Origin of the sequence: Streptomyces macrolidinus (genome assembly GCF_023887685.1) — a bacterium.
In the GTDB taxonomy this organism is placed as follows: Bacteria; Actinomycetota; Actinomycetes; order Streptomycetales; family Streptomycetaceae; genus Streptomyces; species Streptomyces macrolidinus.
Map to the genome: position 1 here is coordinate 1 of NZ_JAMWMR010000013.1, position 16,173 is coordinate 16,173.

Annotated in this window: 10 protein-coding genes and 1 pseudogene; 6 read left to right on the forward strand and 5 right to left on the reverse strand. The window is 71.4% G+C overall.

The window, feature by feature from the left end; all coding sequences use genetic code 11:
- The first annotated feature begins 79 nt into the window (after positions 1-79).
- On the forward strand, positions 80-562 hold the full coding sequence (locus NGF19_RS16160) for an iron chaperone (protein WP_252425621.1): 483 nt from the start codon (positions 80-82) through the stop codon (positions 560-562).
- Positions 563-668: 106 nt separating this feature from the next.
- Here the strand turns inward: NGF19_RS16160 and NGF19_RS16165 are convergent, their stop codons facing one another.
- Both NGF19_RS16165 and NGF19_RS16170 read right to left on the reverse strand, forming a co-directional pair.
- The gene (locus NGF19_RS16165) at positions 669-1,214 is read right to left on the reverse strand and encodes a P-loop nucleotide/nucleoside kinase family protein (RefSeq protein WP_252425622.1); all 546 of its coding nucleotides are present in this window, start codon (positions 1,212-1,214) and stop codon (positions 669-671) included.
- A gap of 33 nt (positions 1,215-1,247) precedes the next feature.
- Positions 1,248-2,597: an ankyrin repeat domain-containing protein gene (locus NGF19_RS16170; protein WP_308288490.1), complete on the reverse strand. Its 1,350-nt coding sequence runs from the start codon at positions 2,595-2,597 to the stop codon at positions 1,248-1,250.
- Positions 2,598-2,770: 173 nt separating this feature from the next.
- On the opposite strand from NGF19_RS16170, the gene NGF19_RS16175 reads away from it, so the two are divergent.
- The 3 genes from NGF19_RS16175 (at position 2,771) to NGF19_RS16185 (ending at position 5,382) form a co-directional block, all read left to right on the forward strand.
- Positions 2,771-3,466 carry a hypothetical protein gene (locus tag NGF19_RS16175; RefSeq protein ID WP_252425624.1) on the forward strand — a complete coding sequence of 232 codons (696 nt, stop codon included), beginning with the start codon at positions 2,771-2,773 and terminating at the stop codon, positions 3,464-3,466.
- 178 nt (positions 3,467-3,644) lie between these two features.
- The gene (locus tag NGF19_RS16180; protein ID WP_252425625.1) at positions 3,645-4,316 is read left to right on the forward strand and encodes a restriction endonuclease; all 672 of its coding nucleotides are present in this window, start codon (positions 3,645-3,647) and stop codon (positions 4,314-4,316) included.
- Positions 4,317-4,446: 130 nt separating this feature from the next.
- The gene (locus NGF19_RS16185) at positions 4,447-5,382 is read left to right on the forward strand and encodes a DUF4232 domain-containing protein (protein WP_252425626.1); all 936 of its coding nucleotides are present in this window, start codon (positions 4,447-4,449) and stop codon (positions 5,380-5,382) included.
- Between the two features lie 32 nt (positions 5,383-5,414).
- On the opposite strand, the gene NGF19_RS16190 is transcribed toward NGF19_RS16185, so the two are convergent.
- On the reverse strand, positions 5,415-6,455 hold the full coding sequence (locus NGF19_RS16190) for a vWA domain-containing protein (RefSeq protein ID WP_252425627.1): 1,041 nt from the start codon (positions 6,453-6,455) through the stop codon (positions 5,415-5,417).
- A gap of 182 nt (positions 6,456-6,637) precedes the next feature.
- Positions 6,638-7,224 (reverse strand): annotated as a pseudogene (locus NGF19_RS16195) (histidine phosphatase family protein).
- A gap of 238 nt (positions 7,225-7,462) precedes the next feature.
- Here NGF19_RS16195 and NGF19_RS16200 point away from each other — a divergent pair.
- Complete coding sequence (locus NGF19_RS16200) at positions 7,463-7,666, forward strand: cold-shock protein (protein WP_252425628.1); 204 nt, start codon at positions 7,463-7,465, stop codon at positions 7,664-7,666.
- Positions 7,667-7,753: 87 nt separating this feature from the next.
- On the forward strand, positions 7,754-9,412 hold the full coding sequence (locus tag NGF19_RS16205; RefSeq protein WP_252425629.1) for a DEAD/DEAH box helicase: 1,659 nt from the start codon (positions 7,754-7,756) through the stop codon (positions 9,410-9,412).
- Positions 9,413-9,555: 143 nt separating this feature from the next.
- On the opposite strand, the gene NGF19_RS16210 is transcribed toward NGF19_RS16205, so the two are convergent.
- Positions 9,556-16,161 carry a type I polyketide synthase gene (locus NGF19_RS16210; protein WP_252425630.1) on the reverse strand — a complete coding sequence of 2,202 codons (6,606 nt, stop codon included), beginning with the start codon at positions 16,159-16,161 and terminating at the stop codon, positions 9,556-9,558.
- Positions 16,162-16,173: the final 12 nt, after the last annotated feature.

Here is a 16,173-nt window from a genome sequence, read left to right on the forward strand (position 1 = left end):
CGTGATGGAACGGCAACCACCACTTCCTGACTGCCGCACGTCCCGACCCACCGCACCACCGTACGAGAGGAACCACGCCATGCAGTCCACACAGCCGTCCGACGACAACCCCGGCACGGACGCCGAGCAGCACAACGGATTCACCGCCGAGGAGCGGGCCGCGATGAAGGAGCACGCGCGAGAGCAGAAGAAGGCGGCGGCGCGGCGCGGTTCGCGAGCGGAGAAGGAAGCGGCGGCGGAGCAGGACGTACTCGCGAAGATCGCGGAGATGCCGGACGCGGACCGGGTCCTCGCCGAGCGGGTCCACGCCATCGTCAAGGCAGCGGCGCCGGACCTCAAGCCCAAGCTCTGGTACGGGATGCCCGCGTACGCCCGGAACGGCAAGGTCCTCTGCCACTTCCAGAGCGCGCAGAAGTTCAACTCGAGGTATGCCACGCTCGGCTTCAGTGACCAGGCCGCGCTCGACGACGGCGCGATGTGGCCGACGGCCTACGCCCTGACAGAGCTGACCGCGGCCGACGAGGAACGCATCAGCGTGCTGGTCAAGAAGGCGACGAGCTGAGGAGGAGCAGCGGGCCGGGGGCCGGGACACGGAGACCGGGCGGACGGGCGTAAGGCGTACGGGTGGACGGCGTACGGGTATTCATCGTTCGCCCGCTCCGGATGTCCTACCGCCCTCCATCCGCGCCGACACGGGCCAGCACCAGGTCGGCCAACCTGGTGGGCGGCAACTCGCCGTCCAGGAACACCGTTTCGCTGGGCAGGAGGTCGGCCGCGGCCAGGCACGGCTCGATCCTGCCCTTGCACCAGCGCCGGACCCGCGCGTCCTGCTCGGGATCGTCCGGCGTGAAGCTCCGGCCGTCGATACGCGCCTCCAAGGTCTCCTGGGAGACCTTGAGGAAGAAGTGGTGAACCTCGATACCGGCGTCCTTCAACTTGCCGAAGATCTCGCCGACATACCCGGGGTCGACCAGCGTCATGGGCACCAGGAGGGGGCGGCCGTACTCCTCGACCAGCCCTACCGCGAGGTCAGCGACCTGCCGCCGCCACAGCCGAAGATCCTGGAAGTCACCGGTAGGCACGTCCACGATCTCCCGCAGCACATAGCCGACCAACTCCGGGTCGTAGACCAGCGCTTCGGGCCACCGTGAGCGCAACTCCTCCACCAGAGTGGTCTTCCCGCTGCCGAACGCACCGTTCACCCAGACGATCATCACTGTCATCCTTCCCCGCACGCCGAACGATCGTCAAACGTCCGCAGCGTTCTCCTGCCGCCACCTCCATCGCCAGAGCGCGTCGGCCCGATGGTCGTACTCGAAGCCTTCACCGAGTGGCCCCACCCGCTCGATCGCCTCGGCGGTGCGCGGGTCGTCGCGCACGGCGAGACCGTACGCGGCTTCCAGACGTACGAGTCGGTCGTCCTCGTCGAGCAACGCCGCCAGGGCGTCGGCGATGGCGGGCGTACGGTCCCGGGAGCCGGCCAACGCCGCCGCTGCCGGACCCCGCACACCGGCGTCCGGTGCCTTGGCCAGCAACAGCAGTGCCCGGATGGCTTCCGGGCGGAGGTCGTCGTCCCCCAGGCTCATGGTGCACGCCCTGAGCCGCACCTCGGCGTCCGGGTCGACCATGAGTCCGCGCAGGGCGGTTCTGGCCTCGGGCGTGCGGGGAGTGCACTCCACGCAGAGGGCGTAGGGCACTTCACGGCGTACGCGCGGGTCGGGATGGTCGGCGTGGCGAAGGCCGATGGCCTCCTGGTCCGGATGGTCGTGCTCGGTGAAGGCGGCGAGCACCTTCGCGAGTATCTCGCCGTCCGTCTTCTCGGCTGCCCAGGCGGCCAGGAGTTCGCTCTCCTTCTTCTCGTAGTAGGGGCTGGTGCCGATCACCCCCCGCGTCCGCAGGTAATCCAGCACGAACAGGAGAGGCGCCCGGTCCGGGTCGTGACGCCGGGCCACCACTTCCGACCAGGTCTCGAAGCTGCGCCGCTGGAGGAGGATCCAGCGGACCGTGGACCAGTCCACATGGTCCTCGTCCGGCTGCTTCACGGCGCGGGCGATCAGTTCGTCGACGGGGGTCAGGATACGGAAGGCCCACTCCAGTGAGGTCAGGATGGCGCCGTGCCCGGCCCGCACGGCGAGGCCGCCGAACGAGACCTGATCGACCCAGCAGTACTCGTCGTCCTGAACCCGGACCGTCAGGGCCGGACCAGAGGCGCCCTTCCTGCGCCGCAACTCCTCGGCCGAGCCTGTCTCGTACCACGTCCGGGCGGACGCGAGCAGCCGCTCACGGGCGGCCCGGTCAAGTCGGACCCCGGGGTCCTTGCCCAGCACAGCCGAGAAGACCGCCGGAGAGCCCCCGTCAATGGCGCGCGACAGCGGCGTGGTTCCGTCCGGCAACACCCGGTCGGGGTCCGCCCCACCCTCCACCAGAGCCTCGGCCACCGACTCGTCGTACGCAGCGACGGCGACACACAACACGGGCAGTCCGTCCGACCCCACGACATCGGGATCGGCCCCCTGGCTCACCAACTCCCGCACAACGTCGGCATCCCCATCCCGAACCGCCCCCCAGAGCCGCCCCTCGATCCCAGCCTCACCCACGTTCCCGCCCCCGTTCCGAACGACATCACCAGTCCGTCGAGCAGAGTATGCGCGTAGTTGATCGCCGGTCGAGGCACTCTGTGGACTCTGCTGGCGGACCGCTGACGTGAGTGTTCTCTTCTGAGTACGAGAACTCATGTACGTCGGACTGTCGGCTGGCAGGATGCCGCGGCATGACGAGTGACAGACAGACGTTCACGGCCCTGCATCTCCTCCTGGTCTGGGCGACGATGACGGCCGCGGTGCCGATGCTCGGCTTCGGGATGTTCGTGGCGGGCTGGGGCGGTGGAGTCGGTGCGGCGGTGCCGGTGTTCCTGGTGGGCGCGCCGCTGGTGGTGGGTCTGCTGTCCATGGCGGGCATACCGGTGCGTACCGTGGTGCCACTGTGCGGCACCCTGTCCAAGCGGCTCGGGTGGGCGGTGTTGGTCTTCATCCTCGGCACGCTCGGCGTTCTGGCGGGTCTGGTGGCCTACAGCACGGGCGTTGGCCTGGGGAGCGCCGGTATGCGTTACGCGTTGACGGGGGTGCCGTATGTCGTGGTCGCCGCGTTCTTCGTGCCGAGCCGGTGGGTGCGCTGGGGTGCGGTCGCCGCGCTGGCGGCCGGAGTCGCCTACGGGGGCTTCGTCGGCCCGGCGCTGTCACACCAGCGACAGCACGACGCGGAGATCGCGCAGTACAAGAAGCACCCGGAGTTGCTGTACATGGGCGCCACGCCGCCCGGGATGCAGGTGGTCCGTGCCCAACTCGACAGTGCTTCCTTCGGCGTTGAGTACCACCGTGTCCCTGACTACGAGGCGGGCTACGCGGGTCTTGTGGTGCGCTCGCCGCTGACACCGGGAGCCCGGTGCCCCGAGACCCTGGAGATCTGATCCCGTCCGTCGGCGATTTTCGGCCGGTTGATCGCGTTGTCGGGTCAACTTCCGCTGTTTGCTGCTGAGATGGGCGGATGGACACGAGGGGGAGCCGTGCCAGGGAACAGGGGTTACGAGGGGTACGAGGGATACGACCGTGCCGGTCACACGGGGGCCTGGCGGCGGGGGTGCCCCGATGAGTCCGCGTCGGCGTCGGCGTCGGCGCAAGAGTGACGAGAACCTGCTCGTCGGCCTCGGCGTGCTGGTCGTCGGCGGGTTGCTGCTCGTCAAGGTCGGACAGTGGGTGTGGGCGCACTGGTGGGTCCTGCTCGTGCTCGGCCTCCTGGCCCTGCTCGTGCTCGCGGCCTGGATCCACCAGAAGGTCGACCGGATACGGTCAGCCCGGCTGAGGGTCGACGGACTGACGTACTCGCTCGGCGAGTTGGACGCCATGCACCACAGCGCCTTCGAGTTCGCCGTCCGTGACCTGCTCGCGCGCGACGGCTCACGCGACGCGTTGCGCTGCGGCGGCCGGGGAGACCTCGGCGCCGATGTGAAGGGCCACGACCCGCTCGGCCGCTACTGGGTGATCCAGTGCAAGCACCGCAAGAAGGGGCTCGACGGTTCGGCGGTCGGTACCCCGGACCTCCAGACCCTCAACGGCACCGGCCGCCCGGTGCACGGCGGCGACGTCGTCGTGATGGTGACCAACGGGAGGATCTCCCAGCCCGCCCGGGAGTTCGCCCGGCAGCAGCGCCTGCATCTCGTCGACCGGCGCGTGCTCGAACAGTGGGCCCGCGGACAACGACCGCTGTGGGAGATCCTCCCGGCCGTCCCACCGCCCCGCAGACCGCCGCGCCTGCGATGAGCGGCCCATGGAGGCCATCAGGCCGTGGGCCGGCCCGTGGGATGGCAGGCACGTCGTCTGTGACAGGCCTGTGACCGGAACTATGGCTTCCATCACGGCCGGACACTCGTGCCCCTGATGGGGTGACCGGATGCGCAGAGCCGTCCCCCTTCTTCCCGCCCTCGCCGCACTCCTGCTCCTCACCGCGTGCGGAACCGAACACGCGGGCACCCCCGGCACGGGCGAGGCCGCTGCCCCTGAGTCCCCGACTCCGGTCAAAGGTCCATCCGTTGACGGAGTCCGGATCACCTCGGTTACCCTCCCCTCCGCCACGCCCACCCCGAGCGCGGGCTCCGACGGGTACTCCGTCCACGCCGACCCCCTGACCATCGGCCGTGACTCCGGGATCTCGGCCGCCTACGAGGTCACCAACGACGGTACCCAGGCGCTGACCTACACGATCCTGTTCGACTTCACCGACGACGCCGGCGGGGTCATGAGCAACAGGGAGGAGACCGTGCGCACGGTCGCACCCGGCGCGACCGTGCGCCGCACGGTCCGGCTGGGGGAGTGGGCACCCGGTTCGTCCCGGGTGACCCGTGTCAAGGTCGGCAGAGTGACCAAGGTGCCCACCGCCGAGGCGCCGTCCGCGTCGGGGGAGTGCCCGCCCTCCGGCATCCGTGTCAGCGCCGATGACGGCGACGCCGCGATGGGGCTGCGGGTGGTGGGTCTGCACCTGCAGAACTGCGGGAAGCGGGACTACTCGCTCAACGGCTATCCGCTCCTGGAACTGCTGGACGATGACCTGGCACCCGTCGACGGCGTCCGGATCGTGCACGGAAGCGGCGGCATCACCACGGGGACGGACTTCGACGAACCGGCCCGCCCGCTGGTCCTGAAGCCGGGCGAGAGTGCCTCGTCGGGCCTCATGTGGCGCAACACCACCGAGTTCGGCACCGCCGTCAACGTCCCGCATGTCAGGGTGCGGGCCGAGCGGGGCGCCGATCCGGTGATCGTGACACCCCGCCTCGACCTCGGCACCACCGGCAAGCTGGCCGTCCGCGCCTGGACCCGCTCGCCGAAGTAGGCCCCCTGTCCGCGGCCCGGCTCTCCCGGATGTCAGGGCATGAGCAGCAGACGGGTGTGGGGCACGAGCTTGCGGTTGACGCTGGTGCTCTGCACGAAGATGGTGAAGTCGTCGTTGTGGTCCGGCTTGACGCGGACTTCGGCGTCCGGGAGGCCGAGCAGGGCACGGGCTTCGGGGCCCGCGTATATCCGGTCCGTCTTCTTCTCCAGCACCGCGATCTTCTTCTTGGCCTGGATCTTCTCGGACTTGCTGAGCTGGTAGAACGCGCAGCCGGTGCGGTAGGTGTGTCCGCACTCGACGACCCAGTCCCGGATCGCCGCGTCACGGGTCACCGGGAGCAGTTCGTACGTGGAGGGGTTCACGGGGGTGAGGCCGGCCGCCTTGATGGTGTCCTTGTTGACCACCTCCGCGCCGGTGGAGAACACGGCCCGCGAGCCGCGGATGCCCTTGGTACGGCCCACCATGAACTTCTCGGTGGCCTCCTGGATGACATGCCCGGCCTCTTCCAGGCCCTGGGTGCTGGTGGCGTCCCAGATGGCGATGTTGTCCTTCGGGAAGCCGCACTGCATGGCTTCGCGCTTGCCCATCTGGTCCGGTACGAGGACGGCCAGCGTCCAGTTGTCCTCCTGCGTCCTGGTCATCTCGGCCACGGCCTCGACCAGTTCGCGCTGCCGGGTGGACGGAGCGTCCGGGCAGCGGTGGCTCGCGTTCTCCTGCCCGTCGGTCAGGATGAACGTCAGGAAGCTGTGGTCACCGTACAGTTGGGCCGTCTGCGCCAGCTCCCGCTGCGACTTCAGCGCGGCGGCCAGCAGCGCCGTCATCCCGCCCGTCGTGTACAACTCCTTCAGCGACGGCATCCGCAGCACGTCCTTGTCGTAGATGACGCACTCCACGCTGCTCGCGAAGACATACACCGTGACACGGGTCTCCTGGTCCAACTCCCGCGACCGCCGGGCGAGATAGGCGATCTGCTGGTCGGCGACCTCGACGACCTTGCCGCTCAGATGCCGCATGGACGAACTTGCGTCCAGCACAAGAGCGACGTGGTTGATGTAGTTCTGGCTCCCGGACATATGACAGCCCCCTCTTTCCGGTTCGATGCACCCACCGTCTCACCCACCACTGACAATCGACCTCGTTCCCGGGAGCGGCGGGGTCAGTGGGGTCAGTGGGGTCAGTGGGTCGACAAGATCAATCCTGTGACGAGCCAGATGGTGTGGAGGGCGTCCGATCTCTACGGGACGTTCCAGGATCTCTACGGGACGTTCCAGGCGGAGACGCACGGCTGACCGTCCTCGATGGCCAGGAAGCCGAGGGTGCCAGGATGCGGGTGGCCGAGCAGTCGGCCCGCGGACGCGTCGAGGCCGAGCCAGCGCACGGTGAGCACACGCGCGAGATGGCCGTGCGCGACGACGGCGACATCGCCCTCGCTCAGCAGCGGACGGATGCGGTCCAGCACCGCGTCCGTGCGCACGGCCACCTGCTGGAGCTGCTCGCCGGGGTGATCGGCATCACCGGGAGCGACCCCGTCCCGCCACAGGTCCCAGCCCGGCCTCGCCGCACGGATCTGCTCGGCGGTCAGGCCCTCGTAGCCGCCGTAGTCCCATTCCAGCAGGTCGGGATCGGGCTCCGCGCTGGTCAGACCGGCCAGCTCGGCCGTCCGCAGGGCCCGGCTCATGGGCTGCTGAACACGGCGACCAGGCGGCGGTGCGCCAGCCTCGGTGCGAGAGCCCTGGCCGCCGCCTCACCCGCGTCGGTCAGCGGAACGTCGGTCCGGCCGGCATGCCGCCCCGACAGGCTCCACTCGGTCTGGCCGTGCCTGATCACTATCAGCTCCCCCATGGCCGGGCACGCTACCCGACCCCGCCGCGTCCGCACAGGCCACGATCCGACCCTGCCGCGTCCGTACCGGCCACCGGCACCGCCTGGCTTCGGACCACCAAGCTGTGTTACGGTTCTGGTGTTGCAGTTGTGGTACCCATGAACCTATGTGCGCCTGACGGGAATGTTTCTCCTTCAGGCGCTTATTTGTTTTTCCGGCATCTCCGGATGGGGCCTCTGCCTACAGAAGGAGAAGGTCATGGCACAGGGAACCGTGAAGTGGTTCAACGCCGAAAAGGGTTTCGGCTTCATCCAGCAGGACGGCGGCGGCCCCGACGTCTTCGCTCACTACTCGAACATCGCGACCCAGGGCTTCCGTGAGCTCCAGGAGGGCCAGCGGGTCACGTTCGACGTCACGCAGGGCCAGAAGGGCCCGCAGGCGGAGAACATCGTCCCCGCCTGATCGCCGGACGCGTATCCACTCACCGGGGTCCGCACCGTCATGGTGCGGACCCCGGTTTGTGCTGTTTCCAGAAAGGCAGATCACTGCATGTCCCGCAGGCCCCAGAAGCCGACCAGGCGCGCCTCGTCACCCTCTCCGTCCGCGTCGTCGCCACGTGAGTTCCGGCTGCCGGAAAGCACGACACCCGCACTTCCCGCCGTCGAGGAATTCGCCGGTCTGGACATGCCCGCGGGGCTGCTGAAGACCCTCACCGCGCAGGGCGTGACCACCCCCTTCCCCATCCAGGCCGCCACCCTGCCCAACTCGCTCGCCGGCCGCGACCTGCTGGGACGGGGCCGCACCGGCTCCGGCAAGACCCTCGCGTTCGGACTGGCGGTCCTGGCGCGCACGGCCGGACTGCGCGCGGAGCCCAAGGCCCCCCTCGCCCTCGTACTGGTGCCCACCCGTGAACTCGCCCAGCAGGTGGCGGACGCGCTGACCCCCTACGCGACGGCGGTGAACCTCCGCCTGGCCACCGTGGTCGGCGGGCTGTCCATCACCAAGCAGGCCGGTACGCTCCGGCGCGGCGCCGAGGTGCTCGTGGCGACCCCCGGCAGGCTCAACGACCTCGTGGAACGCGGGGACTGCGGGCTCGGCGACGTCCGCATCACGGTGCTGGACGAAGCCGACCAGATGACCGACATGGGCTTTCTGCCGCAGATCACCAAGTTGATCCAGCAGGTGCGGCCCGACGGGCAGCGCATGCTCTTCTCGGCCACCCTGGACCGCAACATCGACCGCCTGGTGCAGCGGTTCCTGACCGACCCCGTGGTCCACTCCGTGGACCCGTCCGCGGGAGCGGTGACCACCATGGAGCACCATGTGCTCCACCTCCAGGACGAGACCGACAAGAAGGCCGTCACCACGCGTATCGCGGCCCGTGACGGTCGGGTCATCCTCTTCCTCGACACCAAGAGGTCCGCCGACCGGCTCGCCAAGCGGCTCCTCGCCGTCGGTGTCCGCGCGGCGGCACTGCACGGAGGCCGCACCCAGCCGCAGCGGAACCGCACCCTGGAACAGTTCAAGAACGGCCAGGTCACCGCGCTGGTGGCGACGAACGTCGCGGCCCGTGGCATACACGTCGACGACCTCGACCTCGTCGTGAACGTCGATCCCCCGACCGACCACAAGGACTACCTCCACCGGGGCGGCCGTACGGCCCGCGCCGGTGGCTCCGGCAGCGTGGTCACGCTGGTCCTGCCCGAGCAGAAGCGCGACGTCACCCGGCTCATGTCGGACGCGGGTATCCGCCCGCGGACGGCCCGTATCAAGTCGAGCGACACCGAACTGGCCACCATCACCGGCGCCCGCGAGCCGTCCGGCGTGGCCGTCACCATCGAGGTCCCCCAGCCCGCGACACCGGCGGCGTCCCGCCCGGACCGGAAGCCCGGCACCAAGCCCGGCAGGCGATCCGGCGGCCGAGGCCGAAGCGGCGGCGGGGGCGGGGCCCAGGCGGCGGCAGGTACGGCCAACGGGACGGGTGGCCGCAGCTCCCAGCGCCGGGCGGGAGCCGGCGCCGCGGGCGGCCGTGGCGCCGACCGCCAGGCCGCGCCCGGCAAGGGGGCCGGCGCTGCTTCCGGCAAGGCGCCCCGCGGCACCGGTCGACGGACCGCGACCGGCGGAGCCACGGGCGGTGCCACCGGCACCGGTGGCCGCGGCTCCGACCGCCGAGGCGCCGCGAAGAGCGCTCCGCGAAGGCGGCCGTGAGGCCGCGGCCGAACACCTCGTGAAGACGGCGAGCCTCGATCACCTGAGCCCGGCGACGCTGCGTGTCGCGCCCGGCACCAGGTGACCGAGGCTCGCCGTCCGGCCACCGCGCCACGGTCGGCGCGTGCGTCCGGGGCCTCGTGTCACCGAGTGGATGACGGCCCGGGAGCCGTGCCGGACACCACGCGCATGCCCAGCCCGCGTACGCGGTAGATGCACGTGTCGTCCCCCCACAGCGTCGCGTCCGCCCTCGCGTAAGGGCCCCGCGCGTCCGTGCCGGTCTCCACGATGTCCATTTCCACCCGGATCAGCCGGTTGGCCGGGGTGATCTGGCCGCGGTACGTCCAGGTCGTCTCGTGGTCGGGCAGCACCGGTTCGAAGCGGGGGTGGGGGATGTCGTCCGCCGCGCCGCGTTCGAGCAGGTGGTACTGGAGCAACTGACACATGGCTTCGACGCCCAACGACCCTGGCTGCACGGGGTCTTGGAAGAAGTGGGCCCGGAAGAACCACTCGCCCGGGACCACGTCCTTCTCCGAGCGCAGCCGCCCGAGCCCCTTGCTGCCCCCGTTCGGCCAGTAGCCGGTGATCCGGTCGAGCATCAGCAGCATCGGGCCCGGCAAGCGGGGTTCCCCGGCGCAGTAGCGAGCGGCGCGGGTGGTCAGATCGACCACACGGCCACCGGGCTCGTCGAGACGGGTCCGGTCCTCGGCCGACACCGGGAGGCCCTGCTGCTGGGCGAAGGCCGACGGCGGGAAGTAGCCGAAGGCCGTGGAGAGTTCGAAGAGGGGCACACCGTCGGCCGTGCAGCGCACCCGGAACGACTCGATGATCATGTCTCCGCTGTGGGACACACGTGTCAGTTCGGCATGGGTGCGGACCGTGCGCGTCGCCGGAGTGACCTCACCGGTGACCGTCCCCGACCCGTCGAGGTTGCGGAACAGCAGATCCTTGTCGGTCGTCAACGCGCTGCCCACGTACGAGGCCAGCCACCCGCAGGGCTGCAACGCGATCTCCATCAGGACGGCGAACGGCATCGCGTGGCCGCCGCTCTGCTCGAAGTACCAGGCCCGCGCGGGCACGTCGTAATCCGCCACGACAGAGCTGCCCTCCCGCATACCACCCTGCGGACCGTCCACCGAGACGACGCGGCTCATGAAGTGGTAGGGAGGGCCAGGCAGTCGCGCGACCTTGCGAGTGCCGTCGAAGGGTGCGTACGCGGTACCGAACGCCTCACTCGGCCTGCCCCAGGCACACGCCAGCAACGAGGCGTAGCCGAAGGGGAGTCCGTCGGCCGCCGTCGCCACCGGCTTCTCCTCGCGGTGCCCGGCCAGCCCGCCGAGCAAGGGGAGCGGCACCGGGGTACCGCTGCCCTGCACCAGCGGCGGGCCCGAGCGTCGCCAGTGCGACAGGGGCCAGTCGGGCACCAGTCGCAGCGCCACGTCCCGGCCCAGGAACGCGTGCATCCCGTCCACCGAGCCCAGCACATCGGCGTACAGCGTCGGCACCGGCCCGGCCGAGACGCCGCGTACGAACACCTCGTAGACGACCCGTCGGCCGGTCGGCGTCGCCTGGCCCCGGCACATCGCCTTGCAGGGGCGGCCGTCGACGGGCTCGAAACGCCAGCCGTCCCGGTCCACGGTGAAGCCCATGGCCGCCAGGTAGAACGCCATCGCCTGCAGACCGCCCTGGAGCATCAACGTGCCCGGCATACAAGGGTCGTTCTTGAAGTGCCCCGCGAAGAACCAGTCGTCCGGCGACAGCGGCGTCTCGGCCCGCAGATAGCCGCGGCCCCATGGTCCTCCGGTCGGGTCGAACACGGTCACCTCGTGCACCAGGCGCAGCCTGCCGTCGTCGAGCCGCGGTGAGCGGACGTGGGCCGCCGTCGCCTCCCAACCGGGGCCGAAGCAGTCCGCAGGCCGCCCCTGCGCCAGGGCCCGCACCCGGTCCGCGTCGAAGTGGGTCCGCTCGCAGCGCACGGCGGGCGGGTCGAACGGCAGGTCGTCGCCCGGCACCCGCTCGGCGGGATCCCACCGCACACCGCCGCTGCCCGCCAGCTCCTCCGCGGTGAAGAACCCGGCCTGCCCCTCGCGCGCACTGAGCCGGAGTTCGCCGTCCACGTAGCAGTCGTAGTGGAAGAACGACAGCCGTACGCCGTCGTGTTCCGCGTGGCCGTCGACATGGATCTCGTAGCGCAGGGTGTCACCCGCTTCCGGCGGGCTGCCGTGGTACGTCACTTCGCAGCCGAGCAGCCGGTACGCGCGCTCGCCCCGGTTGAGGAGGTCCACGCCCAGCCAACTGAGCAGAAGCAGATCCGCCTGGCCCGCCTCGATCAGCAGCCCGGCGGGCATCCGTCCGGTGGAGTCCAGATACCAACTGCCGGGCAGGACATCGGTCTCCGTCCAGATCGTCCCGTCGGTGCGCACCGGGCCGGGCGCGGTGAGCGCCGCGGGTACGGCGTCGATGCCGGTGACCCGGTCCGCGAGCAGCATCGGCGGCTCGGGCATCCGGGTCTGCACCGCGTACGCGTCCTGCTCGGCGAACTGCGGGCCGAACAGCGTGGAGATCTCCCGGGAGGCCAGGTGCTCCAACTGGGCGCGGTCGAACTTCGGCCCCGGCCTTGAGAGTTCGGCCCCCGGCGGGGGAGTGAGCGGTACGAGGGACGAGGGCGGCCCGGCGGACGGACGCGCCGGAACCGCGCCCGTACGGCCCGCGTGCTTGCGCAGTGCCAGGACGGCGAGCGCGGACGTCCGCAGGAACCGCTGGTGGGCCTCGGCGTGCCCGGCCATGATCTCCTGGTGCAGCGCGGCGACCCGTCGGCTCTGCCGGAGGACCGCGGCAGGGGCGCCCGTCGCCTGCGGCATCCGCCCGTTCGGTTCTTCCGGCCTGACGTCCGGCGCCGGACGCGGCCCCACGGCCGGTGAGTCGGGGCGGCCGGACTCCCGGTCCGGTACCGGCGCCAGCTCGGGGGCCCGGGGCAGGGTCACCAAGGTCGGCTCCAGCGGCGGCAGACACGGAGGCGCGGGTACGGGCACGGTGATGGTGGGTCCGGGCCGCGGGACCTCGGTGGCGGCTTGCGCGAGCCGGGCGAACAGTTCGTCGGCGTGCAACGGCACGCCCGCGACGACGAGTTCGGCCACCGCCAGGCAGGGCTGCCGCAGCCCGGTGTCGTCCGGGGCGTCCAGCGCGACGGCCACGTGGTCCCGGTCGCCGAGCACACGCTTGATCCAGCCGGTGCACAGCATGCGCGGCCCGTGCTCCACGAAGACCCGGACACCGTCGGCCCACGCCTGCTCGACCGTGGCCGCGAAGTCGATCGTGTTCAACCCCTGCGCGGTGAGCGCCTCGGCCGCCCGCTCGGTCGTCGGCCGGTACGCCTGGCCGGTGGCCCCGCTGTAGAACCGCACACCGGGCACATCGACCGTGGGATGGCGGTGAGCCTCCCGCCACACCTCTTGGATCTCCGCCAACTCCGGGGCGTGCGCGGCAAGTTCGTAGTCGAGCCGGATCGCGCGGTCCGCGCCGAGCCTGGCCACGACGGCCGCGCACGCGCGGGACTCGCCGCCGATGACGCAGACGCCGGGCGCATTCACCGCCATCAGATGGACGGCCGGCTCGGCGGCGAGTTCCCCACGGACCGCCTCCAGGGGTGCACTCACCAGGTAGCTCGACCAGCGGTGGCCCTGGACGCCCAGACGCTCCCAGTGGCGCCGAACCGCCCTGAGTTCACCGGTGAGTTCGGTCGTGAACAGCCCGCTGTTCCGGGTGGCGTCCCACAACCCGGCGGCGTCCGGCCAGGCCCCCAGCGCCACCAGGGCGGCCGACTCGCCGGAGGAGTAGCCGAGCGCGGCGTCCGGCCGGAGCCCGAGCACCTCGCGGGTGAACACGGTGTGGAAGAGCGCGAGTTCGGCGGCGGCCCAGATCTGGTCGAGCACCCCGCGCTCCGTCCGCGACCTCAGTCGTGCGCCGATCGAGCCGTGTCGGGCGCGGACGGCCTCGCCGAGCGACGGCAGCGCGAGCATCAGCTCATGACCCATCCCCGGGTACGCGGCCGAGCCGTTGGTGTACACGAACGCGGTCTGCCCCGCGATCGGCTTGTCCCGGTACCGCACATCGGGCGGACGGGTCCCGCCCTCGGCCAGCCAGCGGCGGGCGGCCTCCATGCGGTCCGGCAGCGCGTCGTCGTGGGTGACGAGAGCCAGCCGGGCCGGACCGACGTCGGACCGTGCACCGGACTCCAGCGCGGCCAGGACCTCCCGGCGGTCGGTGCCGGAGAAGACGTGCAGGCATGGAGCGGGGCCGCGCAGCCAAGGCCGGGCCTCGTCTCCCGCGCGCAGCCGGACACCGGCGGTGGGCCCCTCCAGCGACGTCACCGCCGCCGTCGCCGTATGCGCGACGGCCGCGGCGTCCGCGGGACCACCCGGACGCGGCACCGCGCGGTGCTGGAGCGAGAGCGCCGCGACCGCGACGCAGACCAGCCCGTACGCGGCGTGGGCGCGCCCGAAAGCCGACGCCGGATCGAACGTCGTGTCCGGGCCGTCGCCGATGACCATGTCGGGCGCACCGTCGCTGACACTGTCCTCGTCGAGGAGAGCGACGTCGCTGTCACCGTCCTCGTCGAGGAGAGCGACGACGGTGTCGCCGTCCCTGCGCGCAGAGTTGAGGGACTTGAGGACCAGGACGACGGCGCCGTCCCCGGGTTCGTCCTCGCACCCGAGCTGGTGCAGTGCGGCCCGATGCACCGCCTCGCAGGACAGGTCGGTGGCACCGACGAGCGCGGCGTCGACCTCCCCCGACCGGACGGCGCGGGCCGCGAGTTCCAGCGCCACCAGACCGGACGCCTCCTCCGCCGAGATCGCGAACCCCGGCCCGGCCAGGTCGAGTTGGGTACTGATCCGGTTCGCCACGAGGTTCGGCAGCGTGCCCACCACCGCGTCCGCGGTCATCGGCGGCACGAACGCGTCCCGGGCGAGGCCCGCCGACGCCTCCGTGACCGGAAGCCCGGCCTGCTCCAGCCAGTGGGGGACCCGCCACCGGGCGCCCGCTCGGGCCACCTCGGGATCCACCCCCATGCCGATGACCACCATGGTCCGCTCCCGCGGCAGGGACACCGACCGTACGGCCTCCCGGGCGGCCTCCAGCACCAGCAGTTGATGGCGCACCGTTCGCTCCAGGGCCAGGGGCGGGAAGCACAGGTCCCTCAACTCGACGGCGATCTCCTTGGCCGGGCCGCGCCGTTCACCGCCCAGTACCGCCCGCCGGAAGTCCTCGGTACAGGTCCCGTCGCCGACGCGGGCACCCAGGGCGACGATCGCCACGGGAGCAGGACCGGCCGACGTGCTCCCCGTGTTCGACGCATCCGGCACCCGGGCCGGGGCGGGCGCGGCGGTGGCCGGGCGGATCGGTCGCGGAACGGCGGGTACGACCGGGTCGCCGTCCGGAAGGTCCACCACCAGATGCGCGTTGGTCCCGCCGAACCCGAACGCGCTCACCGCCGCCCGTCGCGGCCCCGGCCACGGTTCCGGCGCGGTCAGCGCCCGCAACGGCGTGCCCGTCAGCGCCTCCGACGGCCGCTCCGTGCCGAGCGTCGCCGGACGGACCCCCGCACGCAGTGCGCCGAGCACCTTCAGCAGCCCGGCCACCCCCGCCGACGCCAGCAGATGCCCGACGTTCGACTTCACCGAACCGATGGGCACATCATCACCGGCCCCGAAGACCCGGGCCATGCCACGCGCCTCCACCGCGTCCCCGACCGGTGTCCCCGTCGCATGGCACTCGACGAGCGACACGGTCTCGGGCGCGACGCCCGCCATCTCGTACGCCAGACGCATGGCCCGGACCTGACCCTCCTCCGCCGGACTGATCAGCCCGGCGCCGCGCCCGTCGTTGGACAACCCGATGCCGCGGATCACGCCGAGCACGGGCAGCCCGGCGGTACGGGCCTCGGACAGCCGCATCAGGGTCACGAACCCGGCGCCCTCGCCGGGCACCAGCCCGTCCGCGTCCCGGTGGAAGGGTCGGCTGCGCCCCGTACGGCTCGTCGCGGACAGCCCGCAGAACCCCACCTGCAGATAGAGAGGGTCCGCCCGGCTCACCGCACCGGCCACCATCAGGTCCGCCGTGCCGTCGTGCAGCCGGTCGCATGCCAGCTTGATCGCGTACAGCGACGACGCGCAGGCGGCGTCGAGCGACCACGCGCCCGCGCCCAACCCGAGGGCGCGGGCCGCGAGTCGGGCGGGCAGCCCGGAGGAGAAGCGATTGCGGGCGTCGGGCCGCTCCCGGCGCTCTCCCGTCAGCAACGCGTCGCGGAGCGGGGGTTGTTGGGCGGACAGCCAGACATGTTCGGCGAAGGCCGCCCCCGTGGGCGTCGGATACGACAGGTTCCCCAGCACCAACCCCGCGCGCGGCAGCGGGCCTTCGCGTCCCGCTTCCGTGAGTGCCTGCCGGACGCCGTACAGGACCCAGTGGAAGAGCGGGTCCAGCGACAGGATGTGCTCCGGGGCGATGCGGAAGCCGCTCGGGTCGAAGACGGACTCGAACCCCCTTACATACCCGCCGACATCGGTCCAGGTGCGGTCGAGGTGATCCGCCACCGAGCCCATGGCCCAGCGGCGCGGCAGCCGCCACCGGCCCTCCGGAACGGCCGCCAGGCTGAGGCGGCCCGCGGCGATGTTGTCCCAGAACGTGTCCGGATCGAGCGCGTCGGGCAGCACACAGCCCCGGCCGACGACGGCGATCGGTTCGAATTCCATGCAGGTCTCACT

Bases quoted from the DNA above. Each gene is read 5' to 3' on its own strand.
- NGF19_RS16160 (WP_252425621.1), top strand. From the start codon at position 80: ATGCAGTCCACACAGCCGTCCGACGACAACCCCGGCACGGACGCCGAG.
- NGF19_RS16165 (WP_252425622.1), bottom strand. From the start codon at position 1,214: ATGATCGTCTGGGTGAACGGTGCGTTCGGCAGCGGGAAGACCACTCTG.
- NGF19_RS16175 (WP_252425624.1), top strand. From the start codon at position 2,771: ATGACGAGTGACAGACAGACGTTCACGGCCCTGCATCTCCTCCTGGTC.
- NGF19_RS16180 (WP_252425625.1), top strand. From the start codon at position 3,645: ATGAGTCCGCGTCGGCGTCGGCGTCGGCGCAAGAGTGACGAGAACCTG.
- NGF19_RS16185 (WP_252425626.1), top strand. From the start codon at position 4,447: ATGCGCAGAGCCGTCCCCCTTCTTCCCGCCCTCGCCGCACTCCTGCTC.
- NGF19_RS16190 (WP_252425627.1), bottom strand. From the start codon at position 6,455: ATGTCCGGGAGCCAGAACTACATCAACCACGTCGCTCTTGTGCTGGAC.
- NGF19_RS16200 (WP_252425628.1), top strand. From the start codon at position 7,463: ATGGCACAGGGAACCGTGAAGTGGTTCAACGCCGAAAAGGGTTTCGGC.
- NGF19_RS16205 (WP_252425629.1), top strand. From the start codon at position 7,754: ATGTCCCGCAGGCCCCAGAAGCCGACCAGGCGCGCCTCGTCACCCTCT.
- NGF19_RS16210 (WP_252425630.1), bottom strand. From the start codon at position 16,161: ATGGAATTCGAACCGATCGCCGTCGTCGGCCGGGGCTGTGTGCTGCCC.